Raw genomic sequence first — 18,631 nt, 5'->3', positions numbered from 1 at the left:
GCCTGGCAGAATCGAATGGTGACCACGCCAGCCCAGACCCCCTCGTTCTACGACCAGGTCGGCGGCGAGCCGACGTTCCGGAAGCTCGTCGACGAGTTCTACACCGGGGTCGCGACCGACCCGGTGCTGCGACCGCTGTACCCGGAGGAGGACCTGGGCCCGGCCAACGAGCGGTTCAGGCTGTTCCTGATCCAGTACTGGGGCGGCCCGAACACGTACTCGGCCACCCGCGGGCACCCACGGCTGCGCATGCGCCACGCGCCGTTCCGGGTCGGCCCGGCCGAGCGGGACGCCTGGCTGCACCAGATGCGCCGCGCCCTGGACACCCTGGCACTCCCGCCCGAGCAGGAGGCCGAGCTGTGGAACTACTTCACCCGGGCGGCGTACTTCATGGTCAACACGCTCGACGACGAAGGCTGAGACAGGGCGCGCCCATTCGGGACGGTGAATCGTTGGTCCGTTTGTGCCCGATTTCCGGGCATTCGGGTGACCACGGAGGACCGAACCGACATGCGCCGAAGACTGATCATCCTGGCCGCAGTCCTCGCCGGGCTGGCCGCGACGCTGCCCGCGATGGCCGACACGGCGCAGCCGAGGACCGTGTCCGCGAACCCGGTCGACAACACACCGCACATCCTCGACGGCACGGTGCGAGACATCGCCGTCGTCGGCGGCACGGTGGTCGTCGGCGGAGACTTCACCCAGGTCACCGACTCGTCCCGGCGCAACACGTACCGGCGCAACTACCTGTTCGCGTACGACCTGGGCAGCGGCCGGGTCCTCGACTTCGCACCGGCCCTGGACGGCCCGGTCCTCGCGCTCTCGCCCGGCGCCGGCGGCACGGTGTACGCCGGTGGGTCCTTCCGCCAGGTCGGCGGCGTCGCGCAGCGCGGTCTGACGCAGCTGCGCGTCGACACCGGCGCCCGGGTCGCGACCTTCGCGGCGGCGATCAACTACGGCGAGGTCCGCAGCCTGGTGGCTCGGGGACCGTGGGTGTACGCCGGCGGCACGTTCACGGCGGTCAACGGGGCCCCGCGCACGGCGCTCGCCCGGCTGTCGGCGACGACCGGCGCCGTCGACGCCGGCTTCGACATGAAGCTGGCCGCACCCCGCCACGGCGGGGCGAAGCTGCAGGACCTGGCGGTGAGCCCGGACGGTAGCCGGGTGGTGGCGGCGGGGGCGATCGAGCAGGCCTCCGGCCAGTACCGTGCCCAGCTCGCTGTGATCGACACCGCCGCCTCGCCCGCCCGGCTGGCCGACTGGTGGACCACCGCCTACGACGCCGAGTGCTGGTACGGCTTCGACACGTACCTGCGGGGGGTGGACTTCTCCCCCGACGGCTCGTACTTCGTGGTCGTCACCACCGGCAAGATGTCGGACCCGAAGCTGGCCTGTGACACGGCCGCGCGCTTCAACGTGGCCGGCACCGGGGCACACAGCCCCGTCTGGGTCAACCACACCGGCGGCTACTCGCTGTACGCGGTGTCGGTGACCGGCCCGGCGGTCTACGTCGGCGGCCACCAGCTCTACCAGGACAACCCGTACGGGCACAAGTCGGCCGGCCCGGGCGCGGTGAGCCGGATCGGCATCGCCGCCCTCAACCCGGTGACCGGAAAGGCGCTGCCGTGGAACCCCACCCGTACCCGCGGCGCCGGGGTGCGGGCGTTCGCGGCCACCCCGGCCGGGCTGATCGTCGGGTCGGACACCGAGGAGCTGGGCCACGAGTACCACGGCCGGATCGGCATGTTCCCGCTCGGCTAGGTACCCCACAGACGGTTCAGGCCCGGTCGCGTGACCGGGCCTGAACCGTCTTACCAGCTGGGGTGACTGAAGGGATTTGAACCCTCGACACCCGGGACCACAACCCGGTGCTCTGCCAACTGAGCTACAGCCACCACGTACTGCGCCGAAGCGCAGCCTGTGACGAAGCGCAGCTTCGTCACGCCGCCGCGGAGCGATGTCCGCGGCGCCGACCCATGATAGCCATACCGGCCCCCTCCGCGTCGAGCGGGATCCGGCGTGGCGCGTCAGCCACCGTCGCGGTCGCTCTCCAGCAGCGCGGCGGCGACCGCCTTGGCCGTGTCGACGTCCGGGCCGGGCTGCGGCACGAACACGGTGCGCCGGTAGTACTCGAGCTCCCGCACGCTCTCCAGGATGTCTGCCAGGGCGCGGTGTGCCAGCCCCTTCGCCGGCTGACCGAAGTACACCCGCGGGTACCACCGGCGGGTCAGCTCCTTGATCGAGGAGACGTCGATCATCCGGTAGTGCAGGTGCGCGTCCAGCCTCGGCATGTCACGCGCCAGGAAGCCCCGATCGGTGGCGATCGAGTTGCCGCACAGCGGCGCCGTACGCGGCTCGGGAACGTGGCGGCGCACGTACTCCAGGACGATGTCCTCGGCCTGCTCAAGCGTCACGGTCGACTGCCGGACGGCCTCGGTGAGGCCGGAGCGTGCGTGCATGTTCCGTACCACGTCGACCATGCCGTCCAGGGCGGTGTCGTCGGCGTGGATCACCACGTCGATACCGTCGTCCAGAAGCTTGAGGTCCGGATCGGTGACCACCACGGCGACCTCGATGAGGGCGTCGCTGGCCAGATCCAGTCCGGTCATCTCACAGTCGATCCAGACCAAAAGATCACTCACGCAGTAAGCCTAGTCCGCCGGCGAACTTTCTTGCGGCAACCCGTAGTGCGATTAACGCCCAGGGCGCCGTGCGGTGGGGCTTCGCGGCACCCCGCTCGCCGCACTCCGGCAGACCCGGCCGCCGGCCGATAGAGTGGCCACGTTCCGGTTGGACCGAATGGGAGCGCCATGGCCATCACACGCGCCACAACCGGGCGCGTCGGCTCCGCCGAGCACGCCGGTCAGGCCGGGCGCGTCGGCCCCGCTCACCTGGCCGCCGTGGCGCTGCTGTGGGCCGGCGCCGTCGCGGGCCATCTCTGGTACGGCAACCGCCACGACTTCTTCGACTTCAACATCTACTACAGCGCGGTCCGCTGGTGGGCGGACGGGCACGACGTGTACTCCTACAGCCGACCCGACCCGGTACAGGGCGCCCTCGGCTTCACCTATCCGCCGTTCGCCGCCGTGGTACTGCGTCCACTCGTGGAGCTGCCCCTGGGGGCCGCCCAGGCGGTGTTCGGCGCGATCTCGGCCGCCGTCCTGGCCGCCGTGGTCTGGCGGCTGGTCGCGCCGGTGGCGGTGCGGCACGGGTACCCGCCCTGGTTCGCCGTCGCGCTCGTGCTCCCCCTGGTGAGCTGGCTGGAGCCGGTACGGGAGACGTTCTCGTTCGGGCAGATCAACGTGATCCTGCTCGGGCTCGTCGTGGCGGACGTGCTGGTCGCCGTGGACCGGCGGTCCCGGCTGGCCGGGGTCGGCATCGGGCTGGCGGCAGCGATCAAGCTGACACCGGCGATCTTCGTGGTGTACCTGCTGCTGACCCGCCGGTGGCGGGCCGCGGCGACCGCCGTCGGCACCGCGGTCGCGGTGAACCTGGCCGGCGCCGCGCTGCTGTGGCACGACACCTGGTGGTTCTGGACCGATCTGCTGTGGCGGACCGAGCGGGTCGGCCACACCGACCGGCTCGAGAACCAGTCCCTGATGGGCGCGCTGGCCAGGCTGGGCGACGGCGGGCCGAACCGACTGGCGTGGGCGTTGCTGGTCGTGGTGGTTCTCGGGTACGGGCTGTGGCGGGCCCGGCGGGCCGCGCTCGCCGGGGACGAGGTGACCGGTCTGACCCTGACCGCCCTGGTCGGTTGCCTGGTCAGCCCCGTGACGTGGTCACACCACCTGCTGTGGTTCATACCCGCGCTGGTCGTGCTCGTCGACGCGGCAGCCGACACGGGCCGCGCCCGGTGGCGGCGGTGGTCGCTCGCCACCCTGGCGCTGGTGCTCTATTCGACCGTGTCGTTCTCGGTGATCAGTTGGTACGACTGGCACGTCGTCGAGCGCTCCACGACCACGGGCCTCGCGGCCGTCCTCATCGGCGACTGGTACCTCGCACTGATGATCGCGCTGCTGGTCGCGCTGCCGGTACGGGCGGGCGGGCCCGTCCGGGGGCGATCCGTCACAGTGAAAACTCCACTGACGGATCGCCCGTATAGCACACCTCAACACAAATAGACAGGCTGTTGCGAACGCTTTGCTCGCATTACCGTGTGGCTTGTCCGAAATGATCCCCACGGACAGGAAATACGGCACGGTCATACCGTCGCCGCCGACGGTCAGGTGCATCCCCCCGCGCCGAACCGCCGACAACCGACAACGTCGCCATCCCCCCGGTGACGTACGTGGCCTCCGTCGCGGCGGAGGCCACGGTCGTTTCTGGCATCTTGATCGTCACAACGTGTGGAAACTCGTTGTCTCCGGGGCAGGCTGAGGCCACGACCTCGCCGACGTGGTGACGGTCTCAGCGGTCACCGCCGACCCCGACCGGCGCAGCGTCGCTGTCGGCCGACAGCCACGGCGGCAGGAGCAGCGAGTCGGCGTCCGAGGCGGCCAGGTACCACCGGGAGTCGTCAGCTGGCGGTACCAGCGTGACGGGCTGCGTGGCGCGGTCGGCCCGTACCGGCGGCCAGGCGCCCGGCAGCGGATCGCCGGCCGGATCCGGCTCGTCCGCCCCGACCTGATCAGCCCGGGGCGTGGAGAGGTCGGCGACCGGTCCCGGGTCCGTGGAGGCCGTCAGGCTCGGGTCGTCGGGTGGGCGGATGTACCGGCGACCGGTGGGCGCGACGCTCGAGGCGTGCGGCGGGCAGCCGCCCACCCGGGCGAACCAGGGCGCGGGCCCCGAACCGCCGGACCCCTCCGCGGACGCCGAACCGCCGGACCCCTCCGCGGGCTGCGAACCGGACTCGCGGCGGGATGCGGCCGGGCCCGCCGGCGTCCCCACCCCCAGCCGGGCGGCGATCTGGGGTAGCTGGGCCGGCTCCACCACGTACACGATGTCGCGGTTGCGCCGCCACACCAGCGCCGCCGAGCCGACCACGAACAGCACGGTTCCCAGGATGAGCAGCGCCCAGGTGGTCGGGCTGATCCAGCCGGGGTGTACGGCGGCGGTGAGGTCGGCGGTGACCCCCGCGGCGCCGCTCGCGTTCATCACGACCAGCGTGACCTCGTGGCCGCGCATCGACGAGGGTGACCACGTCAGGTCCGTGCGGCCGGTGGACCGGTCGCCGACCGCGAGCCAGAACGGCCACGCGGCCGGCGGCGGCGCCGCGAGGCTGTCGACCGGCTGCGGTACCTGCGTCACCTCGACCGGCAGCGGGCCGTGCGCCAGCCGTACCCGGTTCAGCCGGGCGTACGACCGGTCCCGCAGGTACCGTTCGACGTCGGCGGTCGGTCCGATACCGACGAACAGCCGCTGCGGCCCGGTGGCCGTGATCCGCAGCGTCGTCTGCCCGCCCCGCGCGAACGGCGCCTCCCGGCGCAGCAGGCCGTCGAGGTCGGGCGCTGAGATCGCGTACCCGCTGGTGGTCAGCGGCGAGATCCGGGCGCTGAACGTACCGTCGGGCGCCCGGTGGTGCATCGCGCCCCACAGCGCTCCGCCGGTGACCAGCATCGGCAGTGCGACGACGACCAGAAGTGTGCCGGTGATGATGCGCATGACGCGCATTCGCGGCCTCCCTTTCCCGCGGCTGCCCACAGGGCGCGAACCGGCCGCCCCACGACCGGAGTGTCGGTTTTAGGGCGACTATCCGTATTCGCCCGTTCAACGAGCGGGAGGTCCGTTCAGGTGCGCGGCACTAACCCGAACGGCTGAGCCGCGCCGGCCGTCCGGCCGACAGCGAAGGTCTACTCAGGAGATCGGTTTCACCAACGGGAACGGCAGCGTCTCGCGGATCGTGCGGCCGGTCAGCAGCATGACCAGCCGGTCGATGCCCATCCCGAGACCGCCCGTCGGCGGCATCGCGTACTCGAGCGTGCGCAGGAAGTCCTCGTCCAGCTCCATCGCCTCCGGATCGCCACCGGCGGCCAGCAGCGACTGGGCGGTCAGCCGGCGCCGTTGCTCCACCGGGTCGACCAGCTCCGTGTACGCGGTGCCCAGCTCCATCCCGAACGCCACCAGGTCCCAGCGCTCGGCCAGCCGGGGGTCGTCGCGGTGCTGGCGGGTCAGCGGCGACACGTCGGTCGGGAAGTCGGTGTAGAACGTCGGCTCCTCGGTCTGCCCCTCGACGAGGTGCTCGTACAGCTCCAGCACGACCTGGCCGGCGCCCCAGGACGGCTGGACCGGCACGCGCGCGGCGGCCGCCAGCTCCCGCAGCCGCTCCAGCGACGTGTCCGGGGTGACCTTCTCCCCCAGTGCCGACGAGATCGCCTCATGCACCGGTAGCACCGGCCACTCGCCGCTGATGTCGATCTCCACGCCGCCACGGCGTACCACCGGCTTGCCGTACGCGGCGACGGCCGCACCGATCACCAGATCACGGGCCAGGGCCCGCATCGAGGTGTAGTCGGCGTACGCCTCGTACGCCTCCAGCATCGTGAACTCGGGGTTGTGGGTGGCGTCGACGCCCTCGTTGCGGAAGTCGCGCCCGAGCTCGAAGACCTTCTCCACCCCACCGACGGCGAGCCGCTTGAGGTACAGCTCGGGCGCGATGCGCAGGTACAGCCGCAGGTCGTAGGCGTTGCTGGTGGTGATGAAGGGCCGGGCGTTGGCCCCACCGTGGATGCGCTGCAGGATCGGGGTCTCGACCTCGAGGTACCCCCGGTCCACCAGCGCCGTACGGACCGAGTGCAGCGTGGCCGCGCGGACCCGGAGCATGTCCCGCGCGGCCGGGTTGACGATCAGGTCCAGGTGCCGCTGACGCACCAGCGTCTCCGGGTCGGCCAGGCCGTGGTGCTTGTCCGGCAGCGGGTGCAGGCACTTCGCGGTCAAGGTCCACTCCCGGGCGGACACCGACACCTCGCCGCGCCGGGACGTGATCACCTCGCCCGTGACCCCGACGTGGTCGCCGAGGTCCACGGTCCGCTTCCAGTCGCCGATCGCGTCGCCGGCGAGCATGACCTGCACGTCACCCGACCAGTCCCGCAGCGTGGCGAAGATCAGCCGGCCGTGGTCGCGGACCAGGACCACCCGGCCGGCGACCGCGACCTCGTCACCGGTCGCCGTGTCCGGCGCGAGGTGCGCGTACTGCTCCCGCACCGTGCCACAACCCCGGGTACGGGCGAAGCCCGGCGGGTACGGTTCGACCCCGCCCGCCCGCAGGGTGTCCAGCTTCGCCAGCCGTACCCTCGTCTGCTCCGGCAGCGGCGCGGCGGCCGGCACCGAGGGGGCCTGGTCGACCACCTCGGCGGGCTCCGGCGCCACCGACACGTCCGGCGGCAGCACCCGGGCCGGCGCGGCGGAGCCCCGGCGCAGCAGGGTGCGCAGGCTGGGCACCACGACGAAGCCCTCGGCGATGCCGGAGGCGAGCCCGACCTTGGCCAGGTCGCGGATGTCCTCGAAGCACAGGTAGCGCGGCACCCACTCGGGCCGGTACTTGACGTTGGAGCGGTACAGCGACTCCAACTGGAACCACCGCGAGAAGAACAGCAGCAACCCGCGCCACGCCCGCAGGATCGGGCCGGCGCCGATGCGCGCCCCCTCCTCGAACACGGCGCGGAACACCGCGAAGTTCATCGAGATCCGCTCGACCCCCAGCCGGGGCGCGGCCGCCACCAGCTCGGCGACCATGAACTCCATCAGACCGTTGTCGCTGGACCGGTCGCGGCGCATGAGGTCCAGCGAGAGGCCGGTCGTCCCCCACGGGGTGAACGACAGCAGCGCCGCCTCCCGCCCCTGTTCGTCGAGCGCCTCCACCAGCACGCAGCGGCCGTCGGCCGGGTCGCCCAGCCGACCGAGCGCCATCGAGAAGCCGCGCTCGGTCTCGGTGTCGCGCCAGCGGGCGGCGAGGTCGATGATGTGCGTCATCTCGTCGGTGGAGATCTGCGAGTGGCGGCGGATCCGGACGGTGTACCCGGCGCGGCGCACCCGGTTGACGGCCTGCCGGACCGGGCGCATGTCCCGGCCGTCGAGCCCGAACTCGCGTACGTGGACGATCGCCTCGTCGCCCAGCTCGATCACCCGCAGGCCGGCGCGGGCGTACGCGGTCGCGCCCTCCTCGCCGGCGCCCATCACCGCCGGCGTCCACGCGTACGCCCGGCACAGCTCCAGCCACGTGGTGATGCCCGGCCCCCACGCCTCCGGGTCGCCGATCGGGTCACCGCTGGCCAGGCACACCCCGCCCACCACCCGATAGGTGACGGCGGCCTTGCCGGTGGGCGAGAACACGACCGACTTGTCGCGGCGGGTCGCGAAGTAGCCCAGCGAGTCCCGCTCCCCCGAGGTGGCGAGGAGGGCGCGTACCGACCGCTCGTCGTCGGGCGACAGCGCCGCGGCCGCACGCTGCGAGCGGAACAGCACGTACAAGGCGGTGAACAGGCTGATCGCGCCGAACAGGCCGAGCACCAGGTTGACCCAGCCGGGCGCCTTGCCGGTACGGGCGATGTCGAAGACAAACGCGCCACCGGTGACCCGCTCGGCGGCGTACGTGAACTCGTCCACGCCGTCGCGCAGCGAACCCGGGAACGCCTCGACCAGCGCCCATCCGGCCAGCAGGAAGCCGGCGAGCAGGCCGAACAGGGTGATCAGCGCCTTGGGCAGGCTGGCTCGCTGCACCCGGGCGTAGAACTGCCGGTGCGAGGCGGCCAGTACGGCGAGCACGGCGGTGGTGAGCAGCAGGTTGCCGGCGGCGATCCACGGCTCGAAGGGCTTGAGGTCGCTCTCCCAGTACTCCGACGGGGACGTGCGGATCAGGTCGTACACGCCGAACAGGGCCAGGTCGGCGACGGCCTGCAGCCCGAAGCCGACCACCAGCATCCAGAAGGCGACCCGCTTGCGGTGGGCCACCGCGACGGCCAGCACCCCGACGAACGCGGCGTAGCCGAGGTTGGCCGGCGCCGGTACGAGCAGCTCGTCCACGGCCACCCGCACCCACTGGACCCGGTGGTGGAACGCCCCGCTGACCGCCGCGACAGCGCAGAGAGCCGCCAGTACGGTGAGCGCTGCGGCGAACACCCGCGGTACCCAGTCCTGCCAGCCGCGCCGACCCTCCGCCGCTCGCCGGGTCTCTCCTCGCACCACCGCTTCAGTCACCACGACTCCTGCTACCCGCTGTCGATCCCAAAGATAGGCGCCCGGCCGGGGCGAATGCTGCCCCGGCCGTTGTTTCGTTCTCGCTTACCTGATGGGAACGGTCGCGACGACGGTCGCGGCGTCGATCTCGGTGGTCCGCAGCGTGAACCGCAGCTCCCAGGTCCCCGGCGTGGAGAGCTGGGCCTGCGCCAGCGCGTGGTTGCCGGCGATCGGGAGTACCGGTACGTCGACCGGTTCGATGCCCTGGGCGGGCAGGGCGGCGGTCGCCTTCCACTCCTTGATCTCCAGCGCGGCACCGCCATCGGGGGCGAAGGCGTACAGGTGGATCGTGTTCGCTCCGGTGCGCTTCGGTTCGAGCTGCACCTGTACGGAGTACAGGTTCGTGCTCAACGTCGCGGTGTACTCCGAGCTCACCCGGCTGTCGGCCTGCTCCAGCGCGGCCCGGGCCGGCGTGGTCTGCACGAGTGCCGCGCTCAGCGCGAGGACGACCACGGTGCCGGCCAGTTCGAGCAGGACCGATCGGCGCAGCCGCCGGGCCGGCGGCGCGGCGGGGTTCGGCTGCAGGGCCTCGTCGGGCTCCGCTGCGTCGTCCGGCTCCGCTGCGTCGTCCGGCTCCCGGATGTCGTGCGGCGGCTCGGTGCCGTCGGCGCCCAGCCGCCGCAGGGCCAGCCGTCGGGAGTACCACGCGGCGGCGAGCACCAGGGCCAGGATGCCGATCTTGACCAGCAGGAGCCGCCCGTACGTGGTGCCGTAGAGCCCGCGCACCGAGCCGAGCGAGACCAGCGCCTGGGCGGTACCCGCGAGCACGAGCACGCCGACGGCGGTCATCGCCCAGCGCGACCACACCGGCAGGATCGCCGCCAGCTCGCGGCCGTCGGCCCGCCGCAGCACGAACCCGAACAGCATCACCAGCCCGCCGAGCCAGACGGCCATCGCGCCCAGGTGGGCGGCGTCGGCGACGGTGGTCAGGACGGGTACCGAACTCGCCGCCGGATGGCCCGAGATCGGCCAGGTGGTCAGTCCGACCACGGCGAGGATCGCGATGAGGGCCCGGTCGGTCCAGCCGGCCCGGTCCGCGCCCGCTCGGACGAACACGGGCAGCAGCACCATGAGCGCGGCGATGACGCCGATCCGGACCAGGTGCGCCGCTCCGAACTGGCTGTTGAACACCTCGCGCAGGTCGTCGGCGCCGGCCCCGAGCAGGCCGGTACCCGCGTGGTAGGGCGCCTGCAGGTACTGCTCGGCCAGCGCCGACACCGCGATCAGGCCCACGCCGACCCTGATCAGCCGCAGCGGGCCGCGCCGGGACAGCCGCTGCGGCCACAGCAGCGACAGGAACAGCGCCGGGCCGGTCACGAGGACGAGCCCCGCGTACCCGAGGTAGCGCGCACCGGCCAGCAGCGTGGTCACCACCGGGTCACTCGGCGCCCCGCTCGTGGTGGCGCTCGGCGCGTTCGCCGAGGGCGCGCCGATCGAGAACGGGATGCTGCCCGAGATCGGGTGGCTGTCCGCCGAGATGACCCGGAAACTGATCAGGTACGTGCCGCGCTCGGTGGTCGGCTTCATCGGGATGCGAAGCCGCGCGCCCTCGGTGGTCGGGTTGCCGCGCTCGACCTTGCGCCCGTCCGGGCCGATGAGGTGGCTCTTGCCCGGCGCCAGGCGTACCGGCTCGCTGAAGGTCAGCACCACCTCGTTCGGCGCGTTCGCCAGTACCGCCCCGGACTGCGGATCGCTCTGCAGCAGCGCGGCGTGTGCGCTGGCCGGGGCGGCCGGCGAGGCGAGAGCCACCAGCAGCCCGAAGATCAGCCCCGCCAACGCGGCGGCGGCACGGCAACGTGTCATGCGCTCATGTTTCCCACGTTTCGGGCGCGAGTGCCAGTTCGGCCCCGGTCGTCAATCACGCGGGATAGTCGCCCCATCCGGTCGGAAAGTTCCAGGGGACCCGGCAGGCGCGACCATGCCGGGAGTGATACAGACCACTATGAGGAACTGGACCTCGGACGGGAGGCGACAAACCCCGGTGAGCATCGCGCATCGCTGGTCGGACCTCAGGCCCTGGCTCGGCACGCTGGCCCGGCTCGGGCTCGCCGCCGTATGGCTGGTCGCCGGCGGGTCCAAGGTCGGTGACCTGGCGGGATCCGGCCGCGCCGTGGCCGCGTTCCGGCTGATGCCGGCGGACGCGGCCCGGCTCGTGGGCGCCGCCCTGCCGTTCGTGGAGATCGCTCTCGGCGTACTCCTGCTGGTGGGCCTGGCCACCCGGCTGGCCGCGGCCGTCTCGGCGGCGCTGTTCGCCATCTACATCGTGGGTATCGCGGCCGCATGGGCGCGGGGGCTGTCCATCGACTGCGGCTGCTTCGGCGGGGGCGGGCAGCTCGCGCCGGGCCAGCACCCCAACTACGCCCCCGACATCCTGCGTGACGTGGGCCTGCTCCTGGTCGCCGGGTTCCTGGTGATCTGGCCGCGCACACGTCTCGCCCTCGACGAGTGGCTCCTGGTGGGAGAGGCGACATGAGTTCACGGGCCAACAAGAAGCAGGCCGCGCGGGTGGTGCGCGACCAGATCGCCCGGGAACGGGCCCGGGCCCGGACGTTGTGGATCTCGATCGCGGCCGTGGCGGTGCTCGTCATCGCCGGGCTCGCCGGCCTGGTGGTGTACCAGAGCCAGCGCTCGGGCGAGCACGTCAACCCGCAGCACGCCACCGCGAACGGCGACGGCCTGGTCGTCGGTTCCGGCCCGAAGACCGTCGACGTGTACCTGGACTTCATGTGCCCGCACTGCAAGGACTTCGAGGAGACCGCCGGCGGCAGCCTCAACCAGATGGCCGCCGCCAACCAGATCACGCTCGCGTACCACCCGGTCGCGTTCCTGGACAACGCCTCCACGACGAAGTACTCGACGCGGGCGGCCTCGGCGACCGGGTGCGCGTCGGACGCCGGGAAGCTGACCGAGTACGTGCAGGCGCTGTTCGCGAACCAGCCGGCCGAGGGCAGCGCCGGCCTCAGCGACGACCAGCTGATCCAACTGGGCCACACGGTCGGGATCTCCGGTTCGGGCTTCGACACCTGCGTCCGTGACGGCAAGTACCGACCCTGGGTGCAGCACGTCACCGACCAGGCCCTCAACCGCGGCGTCTCCGGCACGCCCACGGTGTACGTCAACGGCAAGCAGGTCGAGCCGAGCCTGCCCGCCATCACCCAGGCCCTCGGCGGCTGACCGGTAGGTTGGGACGCATGACCGCGACTCGGCTCTCCCCGGGTGACCAGGCCCCGGACTTCACTCTGCCCACCGCCGACGGTGGCCGGCTCTCGCTGCAAGACCTGCGTGGCCGCAAGGTCGTCCTGTACGCGTACCCGGCCGCCATGACGCCGGGGTGCACCACGCAGGCCTGCGACTTCCGCGACTCGCTCGCCTCGCTGCAGGGCGCCGGGTACCAGGTGGTGGGTATCTCGCCGGACAAGCCGGAGAAGCTGGCGAAGTTCGTCGAGCGGGACGCGTTGACCTTCCCCCTCGTCGGCGACGAGGACCGGTCGGTGCTGAGCGCGTACGGGGCGTACGGAGAGAAGCAGAACTACGGCAAGACCGTCGTCGGGGTGATCCGCTCGACCTTCGTCATCGACGAGGAGGGCCGCATCGAGCGGGCCCTGTACAACGTGAAGGCGACCGGTCACGTCGCCAAGCTGCGCCGCGACCTGGGCATCGACTAGTCCTCTTCCCGCGATCTTGGCCATCTGGCGGTGCTGTCGGCCTGCCGGGTGGCCAAGATCGGAGAAGGAGCGGGGAACGACAACCCGGGCGACACCAGTCACGCCGGAGCCCTAGACTCAGGGGCGCCGCGCGGGAGTGGCGGAATGGCAGACGCGCCAGACTTAGGATCTGGTGTCTTCGGACGTAGGGGTTCAAGTCCCCTCTCCCGCACCAGAGTAATCGCGCTACTCGGTCAGTTTCGGATGGCCGGTGCCGGCGTGCTTGATCCAGCAGGTCCGGGTCTCGTGGTCGACGAGGTACCAGATCCGCCCACCGCTGGTGACCTCGTACTGCCACTGAGCCAGCAACTTTCCGGCGTGGGTGTCGGTGGCCAACCGGCCTTTGAGCGGATGATGGCGGGGCGTCGGCGGGTTCGGGCACGGGTCGACCTCGATCGCGTCGTAAGCGGCGCGGGTGTTGGCGGCTGCCTGGCGGCACAGCTCCTCCCAGCCCTTGGCCGCGTCGTTGGTGGCGAACCGCAGTGCGTACCCACCGGGGCGCGGTGGTGGCACGGCCCGGTCACCTCGCTTGGCCCTCACCGGCCGTCCGGCCGGGGCACCGCAGCGAAATCGCCGAGCTTCTGGCCGGTCAGCGCGTGGTACAGCTGCGGGTCGGCGTGGATTTCGGCGGTGTGCCGCCACTCGGTGAGCAACTGCGACACCGCTGCGGTATTGCCGATCGCCGCAGCGGCCTCGGCGGTCGTCACGAACTCGTCCGCCATGGTGTTCGCATCCTCGAGCGGCAGGAACCGCACCCACGGCAGCACCGTGGGCAGCACATCGCGCACCAGGTCCGGGTCGCGGCGCACCAGACTGGCCAGCAGCCGGGCGGCCAGGTCGACGACCTCCCCCTCCGCCTCAGCTCGGTCAGCCGACATCAGGACCAGGTCAGCGGCGTCACGGCGGCGCAGCCGTACGGCACGGGCCCGGGTCAGCCGCTCGGCGGTCTCGGCCGGCTGACGCAGCAGATCGGAAAACGGCACGGACTCCACGGGCACACTCGTCACACATCAACACTACTTCTGAAGTTGGTCGGGAGCCATGCATCCGCCGTCAGCTTCTGAAGATCCGCGCAGTTTGGGCGCATTGCCGTCCACCGTCACTGGATGGCAGCAGTTTGGCCTGAACTGCCGCTGAATCAGACCGGAGCAGGCGTTGCGCTCAAGGTTTGAATCCTGGTTCACTTCTTGTATGGCGTACCGGAGCACCGACCGCGTGAAGGCGCGGCTGAACGCTTCCCGGGACCGGATCGTCGCCGCGGCGCTCGGCATCATGGCCGAGCAGGGGTACGCGGGCTGCTCCGTCGCGGCCGTCGCCGAGCGCGCCGGGATGGCGACCGGCAGCGTCTACCGCCACTTCCCCACCAAGGCCGACCTGTTCGCCGAGGTGTTCCGCATCGCCTCGCAGCGGGAGGTCGACGCCGTCGCGCGTGCCGCTGCCCTGGAGGCCACCATGGCCGACCGGATCGCCGCGGTCATCGAGACGTTCGCCGGCCGCGCGTGGAAGTCGCCGCGGTTGGCGTACGCCCTGCTCGCCGAGCCGGTCGACCCGGCGGTCGACGCCGAGAGGCTGGTCTTCCGCCGCGCGTACGCGAAGGTGATCGCCGGCCACGTCGCCGAGGGCGTGGCGAACGGCGAAGTTCCCGCGCAGAACCCCGAACTGACCGCCACCGCGCTGGTCGGCGCCCTCGGCGAGGCCATGGTCGGCCCGCTCGCCGCCGGCGTCGCCGGCCCGGACACCATTCCCGGCCTGATCACTTTCGCCCACCGCGCACTTGGAGTGTCGACGTGACCACACACGAGGTGTTCAATCAGGTCCCGCCGCTGGTCGGCTACGACGCCGCGGACGACGCGGCCCTGCTCGACGGAGTGGAGCGCGAAGGCGCCGGTTGGGCCGCCGCCGAGATCCACGAGCTCGGCCGGTTGGGCGGCTCCGAGCAGGCGATCGAGTGGGGGCGGCTGGCCAACGAGCACCCGCCGATCCTGCGCACCCACGACCGGTACGGGCGCCGCATCGACGAGGTGGAGTTCCACCCCGCCTGGCACGACCTGATGCGTACCGCGGTCGCGCACGGCCTGCACGCGGCACCGTGGGCCGACGAGCGACCCGGCGCGCACGTCGCCCGGGCCGCGAAGTTCTACACCTGGCGCACCGACGCCGGCCACGGCTGCCCGATCTCGATGACGTACGCGGCGGTGCCCGCGCTGCGCCACAACCCCGACCTGGCGGCGCAGTACGAGCCGCTGCTGACCAATCGGGCGTACGACTTCGGGCTGCGGGCGCCGCTGACCAAGCAGGGCCTGCTCGCCGGCATGTCGATGACGGAGAAGCAGGGCGGCTCGGACGTGCGCGCCAACACCACCACGGCTCAGCCGCAGCCCGACGGCGGCTACCGGCTCGTCGGGCACAAGTGGTTCACCTCCGCACCGATGTGCGACGTCTTCCTCACCCTCGCCCAGGCGCCCGGCGGCCTCACCTGCTTCCTGGTCCCACGCGTCCTGCCGGACGGCACGCTCAACCCGCTGCGGCTGATGCGCCTGAAGGACAAGCTCGGCAACAGGTCCAACGCGTCGTCGGAAGTCGAGTACGAGCACGCGGTCGCCTGGCGGGTCGGCGACGAGGGCCGGGGCGTCCGCACGATCATCGACATGGTCAACCTGACCCGGCTGGACTGTGTGATCGGCGCGGCGGCCGGCATGCGCCAGGGCGTGATCACCGCCGTCCACCACGCCACCCACCGGCAGGCCTTCGGTAGGTACCTCGTCGACCAGCCGCTGATGCGCAACGTCCTCGCCGACCTCGCGGTCGAGTCCGAGGCCGCGACCGTGCTGATGATGCGCCTGGCCGGGGCGACCGACCGGTCCGCGCGGGGCGACACCGGCGAGACCGCGTTCAAGCGGCTGGCCCTCGCGGTCGGCAAGTACTGGGTCTGCAAGCGCTGGCCGGGGCACGCCGCCGAGGCCCTGGAGTGCCTGGGCGGCAACGGCTACGTCGAGGAGTCCGGCATGCCGCGGCTGTTCCGCGAGTCGCCGCTCAACGGGATCTGGGAGGGCTCCGGCAACGTCGCCGCGCTGGACGTCCTGCGCGCCATGACCAAGGAACCCCAGGTCATCGAGGCGTTCCGGGCCGAGGTGGCCGCCGCCGCGGGCGCCGACGCCCGGCTCGACGCCGCGGTACGCCAGGTCCAGGCCGACCTGTCCGACCCGAACGACCTGGAGGTACGGGCCCGCCGCGTCGTCGAGCGGCTCGCCCTGGTCCTGCAGGGCTCGCTCCTGGTACGCCACGGCCACCCCGCCGTCGCCGACGCCTTCTGCGCCTCGCGCCTGTCCGGCGACCACGGCCAGGCGTACGGCACGCTGCCGGCCGGCGTGGACTTCGCCGCGATCATCGCCCGCGCTACTCCGAAAGTGGGCTGACGTGCCGTTCTCCGTGCCGATCCGCCGCGTGACGACATGGCGGGCATCCCACGAGGGTCAGGCTCCGGCGAGCTCGACCTGATCCCCGACCGCGATCGAACCGACGCCGTCGGGGATCAGGTAGATCCCGAACAGCAGCCCGGCCGGGAAACGCCGGAGCTGTCCGAGGGCGCGCAGCGGTTGCCGGGTGCGCTCGGCGGTCTCCTGGTCGATCAAGGTCACCTGGCACCGGTCGCACGGCTTGACCGCCCGGAATGCCACGGCGCCGATGCGTACCCGACGGCCGAGCCAGTCGTCCTCGGCCCAGGCCGGCGCGCCGGACACCACCACGTTCGGCCGGAACCGGGTCATCGGCACCGGCTCGTCGCCGCGTTCGACCAGCCAGTCGTTGACCGCGTCGAGCGAGGCCGCGTTGGCCAGCAGCAGCGGGTATGAGTCGGCGAGGCTGACCCGGTCGCCGGGCTGCGCGTACTTCGGGTCGGGTGAGCGGCGGGTCGGGTCGTCGAGGTGGACCAGGCGCACCTCCCGGTCGAGTGCGGCGCTCAGCCAGTCGTCGGCGGCGGCGCCGGCCGGGGTGGCGTCGACGGTGTCCTTCCAGACCGTCACCGGGATCAACTCGCCGGCGGCCACAGGTACGTCGAGATCGGGCATTCCGGGGGTGCGCAGCACCAGCTCGCCGCCGTTGCCGAGGCCCGGACGGACGAGGGCGAGGCGCGGCTCGGCACGCTGGGTGACCAACCTGCCGTCCGGCTCGACGACGAGCCAGCGGCGGTCACCGGCCAGCCCCCACGGCTCCACGACCGCGTCGGTGTGGTCGAGCCGGTGGCAGCTCTTGATCGGGTACGTGGAGATCGACGCGAGCCGCATGCCGCCAAGGTTCGCATACGTGTACATCGCGCTACGTCGGCCCGGGGTTGACGTACCAACGGCCGTCGACCAACTGCATCGACAGCTTCTCCTCGTGCGGCTCCAACGTCCCGGTACCCATGATGTTCAGGGCCAGGGTGACGTTGAGGTACGAGGTGCTGATGTCCAGGTTGCCGATGACGATCCGCTCCACGAGCAGGTTCTTCGACCCGTACGCCGCGAGCCGCTTGCGGATGTCGGCATCGGCGTCGCTGCCCGGACGAGACAGCGCCCGCAGTCGCCCGGCATCACCCTTGCGCAGCGCGCCCACGTACGCCAGCGCCAGGTGGAACGGGTCCGCGGTGTCCGACGGCGCGGCCGCGGGCCGGTCGCACGCGGCGGTGACCGCCACGGCGGCGAGGGCCGCTCCGAGCAGCCCTCGCCGTGACGGGTTTTGCTTCAGGTGCGGTGTGCGTAGGAAAGACAATGTGGGTTCCCTGCATGCACTCGGACGAGTACTTCACTGAACCTCTTGATTGAGGTAAGTCAATGTACAGGTCAAGCAAGGAGTGCGCAGGCCGGGCGGTGCCGGTTGGGCTGAAACCATACATTCAATTGACGACGGAATAAAATGATGCTTACAGTCCGGGTGTGCAGACGGCGTCACGCGTACTCGAGCTGTTCGACGGGCAGCGACTCACCCCGGCCCAGCGGCGCATCGCGCAGTGCCTGGTCGAGCACGCCGCCGACGCCGCATACCTGTCCAGCGGCGAGCTGGCCGAGCTGGCGCAGGTGAGCCAGCCGAGCGTGACCCGGTTCGCCACGGCGCTCGGCTTCGACGGCTATCCGGACCTGCGCCGCCGCATCCGCGAACTGGTCGCGGACGCACCCGCGCGGACCGACGAGCGGGACGAGCAGAACGAGGTGCAGCGGGCCGTGCTCGCCGAGGCGGCCAACCTCAGCCGCCTCGCCGCGACGCTCGCCGACCGCGCGCCGGTCGAGGAGGCGGGGCGGCTCCTCGCGGCCAGCCGGCCGCTGCCCGTACTCGGGCTGCGCGCCGCCGCGCCGATGGCCGCCTACTTCGGGTACTTCGCCGCGAAGGTCCACCCCGACGTGCGGGTACTGGACGCGGGCGGCAGCGCCCTCGCGGATCGGCTGGAACAGGCCCGCGCCGGCGGCGCGACCGCCATGCTTGCCTTTGTGCTGCCCAGATACCCCAGAGAGGCCCACGACGCGCTACGGGAGGCCAGGGACCTCGGCCTGTCCACGATCGTCGTCACGGACTCCCCCGTCAGCCCCGTCGCCGCCGACGCCGACCTGACGCTGGCCGCCGCCGTCGGGTCCCGGCTCGTGTTCGACCTGCACACCGCGCCGCTGGCGCTCGCCTGCGTGCTGCTGCAGGCGATGTGCGACGCGGCGCCGACCCAGACCCAGTCCCGGCTGGAGGCGTTCGAGCAGTCGGCCGCCCGCCGACAGGTCTTCCTGCCCTAGAAG

At 71.8% G+C, this 18,631-nt stretch carries 17 protein-coding genes and 2 tRNA genes; 10 read left to right on the top strand and 9 right to left on the bottom strand.

Features of this window, described 5'->3' with window-relative positions:
• Positions 1-15 precede the first annotated feature (15 nt).
• Both Pme01_RS25575 and Pme01_RS25570 read left to right on the top strand, forming a co-directional pair.
• Positions 16-420: a globin gene (locus tag Pme01_RS25575; protein ID WP_168117500.1), complete on the top strand. Its 405-nt coding sequence runs from the start codon at positions 16-18 to the stop codon at positions 418-420.
• A gap of 90 nt (positions 421-510) precedes the next feature.
• The gene (locus tag Pme01_RS25570) at positions 511-1,761 is read left to right on the top strand and encodes a delta-60 repeat domain-containing protein (protein WP_168117499.1); all 1,251 of its coding nucleotides are present in this window, start codon (positions 511-513) and stop codon (positions 1,759-1,761) included.
• A gap of 58 nt (positions 1,762-1,819) precedes the next feature.
• Here the strand turns inward: Pme01_RS25570 and Pme01_RS25565 are convergent.
• Positions 1,820-1,895 (bottom strand) — tRNA-His (locus tag Pme01_RS25565).
• Between the two features lie 132 nt (positions 1,896-2,027).
• Positions 2,028-2,642 (bottom strand): oligoribonuclease, encoded by a 615-nt coding sequence (gene orn / locus Pme01_RS25560; RefSeq protein WP_168117498.1) that lies wholly within the window; start codon positions 2,640-2,642, stop codon positions 2,028-2,030.
• Positions 2,643-2,810: 168 nt separating this feature from the next.
• Here orn and Pme01_RS25555 point away from each other — a divergent pair, with 168 nt between their 5' ends.
• Entirely contained in the window at positions 2,811-4,121 is a 1,311-nt protein-coding gene (locus Pme01_RS25555) for a glycosyltransferase 87 family protein (RefSeq protein WP_168117497.1), read from the top strand.
• A gap of 286 nt (positions 4,122-4,407) precedes the next feature.
• On the opposite strand, the gene Pme01_RS25550 is transcribed toward Pme01_RS25555, so the two are convergent.
• The 3 genes from Pme01_RS25550 to Pme01_RS25540 form a co-directional block, all read right to left on the bottom strand.
• Positions 4,408-5,610, bottom strand: a complete 1,203-nt coding sequence (locus Pme01_RS25550; RefSeq protein ID WP_168117496.1) for a hypothetical protein — start codon at positions 5,608-5,610, stop codon at positions 4,408-4,410.
• A 183-nt stretch (positions 5,611-5,793) separates the two neighbouring features.
• Entirely contained in the window at positions 5,794-9,132 is a 3,339-nt protein-coding gene (lysX, locus tag Pme01_RS25545; protein ID WP_205864375.1) for a bifunctional lysylphosphatidylglycerol synthetase/lysine--tRNA ligase LysX, read from the bottom strand.
• An 84-nt stretch (positions 9,133-9,216) separates the two neighbouring features.
• Entirely contained in the window at positions 9,217-10,974 is a 1,758-nt protein-coding gene (locus tag Pme01_RS25540; RefSeq protein ID WP_168117495.1) for a copper resistance CopC/CopD family protein, read from the bottom strand.
• Between the two features lie 139 nt (positions 10,975-11,113).
• Between Pme01_RS25540 and Pme01_RS25535 the strand changes: the two genes are divergently transcribed.
• From Pme01_RS25535 to Pme01_RS25520, 4 genes are all read left to right on the top strand, one after another.
• Positions 11,114-11,644 carry a MauE/DoxX family redox-associated membrane protein gene (locus Pme01_RS25535; protein WP_168117494.1) on the top strand — a complete coding sequence of 177 codons (531 nt, stop codon included), beginning with the start codon at positions 11,114-11,116 and terminating at the stop codon, positions 11,642-11,644.
• A complete protein-coding gene (locus tag Pme01_RS25530; protein ID WP_168117493.1) occupies positions 11,641-12,345 on the top strand; it encodes a DsbA family protein in 705 nt (234 codons plus the stop codon). Before Pme01_RS25535 ends, Pme01_RS25530 begins: the two co-directional genes overlap by 4 nt.
• Positions 12,346-12,362: 17 nt before the next feature.
• Positions 12,363-12,836 carry a thioredoxin-dependent thiol peroxidase gene (gene bcp / locus Pme01_RS25525; RefSeq protein ID WP_168117492.1) on the top strand — a complete coding sequence of 158 codons (474 nt, stop codon included), beginning with the start codon at positions 12,363-12,365 and terminating at the stop codon, positions 12,834-12,836.
• A gap of 130 nt (positions 12,837-12,966) precedes the next feature.
• A tRNA-Leu gene (locus Pme01_RS25520) sits at positions 12,967-13,050 on the top strand.
• An 11-nt stretch (positions 13,051-13,061) separates the two neighbouring features.
• Here Pme01_RS25520 and Pme01_RS25515 read toward each other — a convergent pair.
• Positions 13,062-13,388, bottom strand: coding sequence for a hypothetical protein (locus Pme01_RS25515; RefSeq protein ID WP_239088458.1), 327 nt, complete (start codon positions 13,386-13,388; stop codon positions 13,062-13,064).
• Positions 13,389-13,411: 23 nt separating this feature from the next.
• Positions 13,412-13,882: a hypothetical protein gene (locus tag Pme01_RS25510; RefSeq protein WP_239088457.1), complete on the bottom strand. Its 471-nt coding sequence runs from the start codon at positions 13,880-13,882 to the stop codon at positions 13,412-13,414.
• 184 nt (positions 13,883-14,066) lie between these two features.
• Here Pme01_RS25510 and Pme01_RS25505 point away from each other — a divergent pair, with 184 nt between their 5' ends.
• Positions 14,067-14,666 carry a TetR/AcrR family transcriptional regulator gene (locus Pme01_RS25505; RefSeq protein ID WP_168117490.1) on the top strand — a complete coding sequence of 200 codons (600 nt, stop codon included), beginning with the start codon at positions 14,067-14,069 and terminating at the stop codon, positions 14,664-14,666.
• Positions 14,663-16,291 (top strand): isovaleryl-CoA dehydrogenase, encoded by a 1,629-nt coding sequence (locus Pme01_RS25500; protein WP_168117489.1) that lies wholly within the window; start codon positions 14,663-14,665, stop codon positions 16,289-16,291. Before Pme01_RS25505 ends, Pme01_RS25500 begins: the two co-directional genes overlap by 4 nt.
• 57 nt (positions 16,292-16,348) lie before the next feature.
• Here Pme01_RS25500 and Pme01_RS25495 read toward each other — a convergent pair whose 3' ends face one another.
• A complete protein-coding gene (locus tag Pme01_RS25495) occupies positions 16,349-17,158 on the bottom strand; it encodes an MOSC domain-containing protein (RefSeq protein WP_168117488.1) in 810 nt (269 codons plus the stop codon).
• A 31-nt stretch (positions 17,159-17,189) separates the two neighbouring features.
• Positions 17,190-17,624 carry a hypothetical protein gene (locus Pme01_RS25490; RefSeq protein WP_168117487.1) on the bottom strand — a complete coding sequence of 145 codons (435 nt, stop codon included), beginning with the start codon at positions 17,622-17,624 and terminating at the stop codon, positions 17,190-17,192.
• A 164-nt stretch (positions 17,625-17,788) separates the two neighbouring features.
• Between Pme01_RS25490 and Pme01_RS25485 the strand changes: the two genes are divergently transcribed.
• On the top strand, positions 17,789-18,628 hold the full coding sequence (locus tag Pme01_RS25485) for a MurR/RpiR family transcriptional regulator (RefSeq protein ID WP_168117486.1): 840 nt from the start codon (positions 17,789-17,791) through the stop codon (positions 18,626-18,628).
• Positions 18,629-18,631: the final 3 nt, after the last annotated feature.

The organism is Planosporangium mesophilum, from assembly GCF_016863255.1.
Classification (GTDB): Bacteria; Actinomycetota; Actinomycetes; order Mycobacteriales; family Micromonosporaceae; genus Planosporangium; species Planosporangium mesophilum.
The sequence above is the reverse complement of the archived record's forward strand: the minus strand, read 5'-3'. Positions and strand labels throughout refer to the sequence as shown.

What these genes read in the sequence shown, in the direction of transcription:
- Pme01_RS25505 (WP_168117490.1), top strand. Translation starts at nt 14,067, where the DNA reads ATGGCGTACCGGAGCACCGACCGCGTGAAGGCGCGGCTGAACGCTTCC.
- Pme01_RS25550 (WP_168117496.1), bottom strand. Translation starts at nt 5,610, where the DNA reads ATGCGCGTCATGCGCATCATCACCGGCACACTTCTGGTCGTCGTCGCA.
- Pme01_RS25570 (WP_168117499.1), top strand. Translation starts at nt 511, where the DNA reads ATGCGCCGAAGACTGATCATCCTGGCCGCAGTCCTCGCCGGGCTGGCC.
- Pme01_RS25530 (WP_168117493.1), top strand. Translation starts at nt 11,641, where the DNA reads ATGAGTTCACGGGCCAACAAGAAGCAGGCCGCGCGGGTGGTGCGCGAC.
- Pme01_RS25555 (WP_168117497.1), top strand. Translation starts at nt 2,811, where the DNA reads ATGGCCATCACACGCGCCACAACCGGGCGCGTCGGCTCCGCCGAGCAC.
- Pme01_RS25575 (WP_168117500.1), top strand. Translation starts at nt 16, where the DNA reads ATGGTGACCACGCCAGCCCAGACCCCCTCGTTCTACGACCAGGTCGGC.
- Pme01_RS25535 (WP_168117494.1), top strand. Translation starts at nt 11,114, where the DNA reads ATGAGGAACTGGACCTCGGACGGGAGGCGACAAACCCCGGTGAGCATC.
- bcp (WP_168117492.1), top strand. Translation starts at nt 12,363, where the DNA reads ATGACCGCGACTCGGCTCTCCCCGGGTGACCAGGCCCCGGACTTCACT.
- Pme01_RS25495 (WP_168117488.1), bottom strand. Translation starts at nt 17,158, where the DNA reads ATGCGGCTCGCGTCGATCTCCACGTACCCGATCAAGAGCTGCCACCGG.
- Pme01_RS25540 (WP_168117495.1), bottom strand. Translation starts at nt 10,974, where the DNA reads ATGACACGTTGCCGTGCCGCCGCCGCGTTGGCGGGGCTGATCTTCGGG.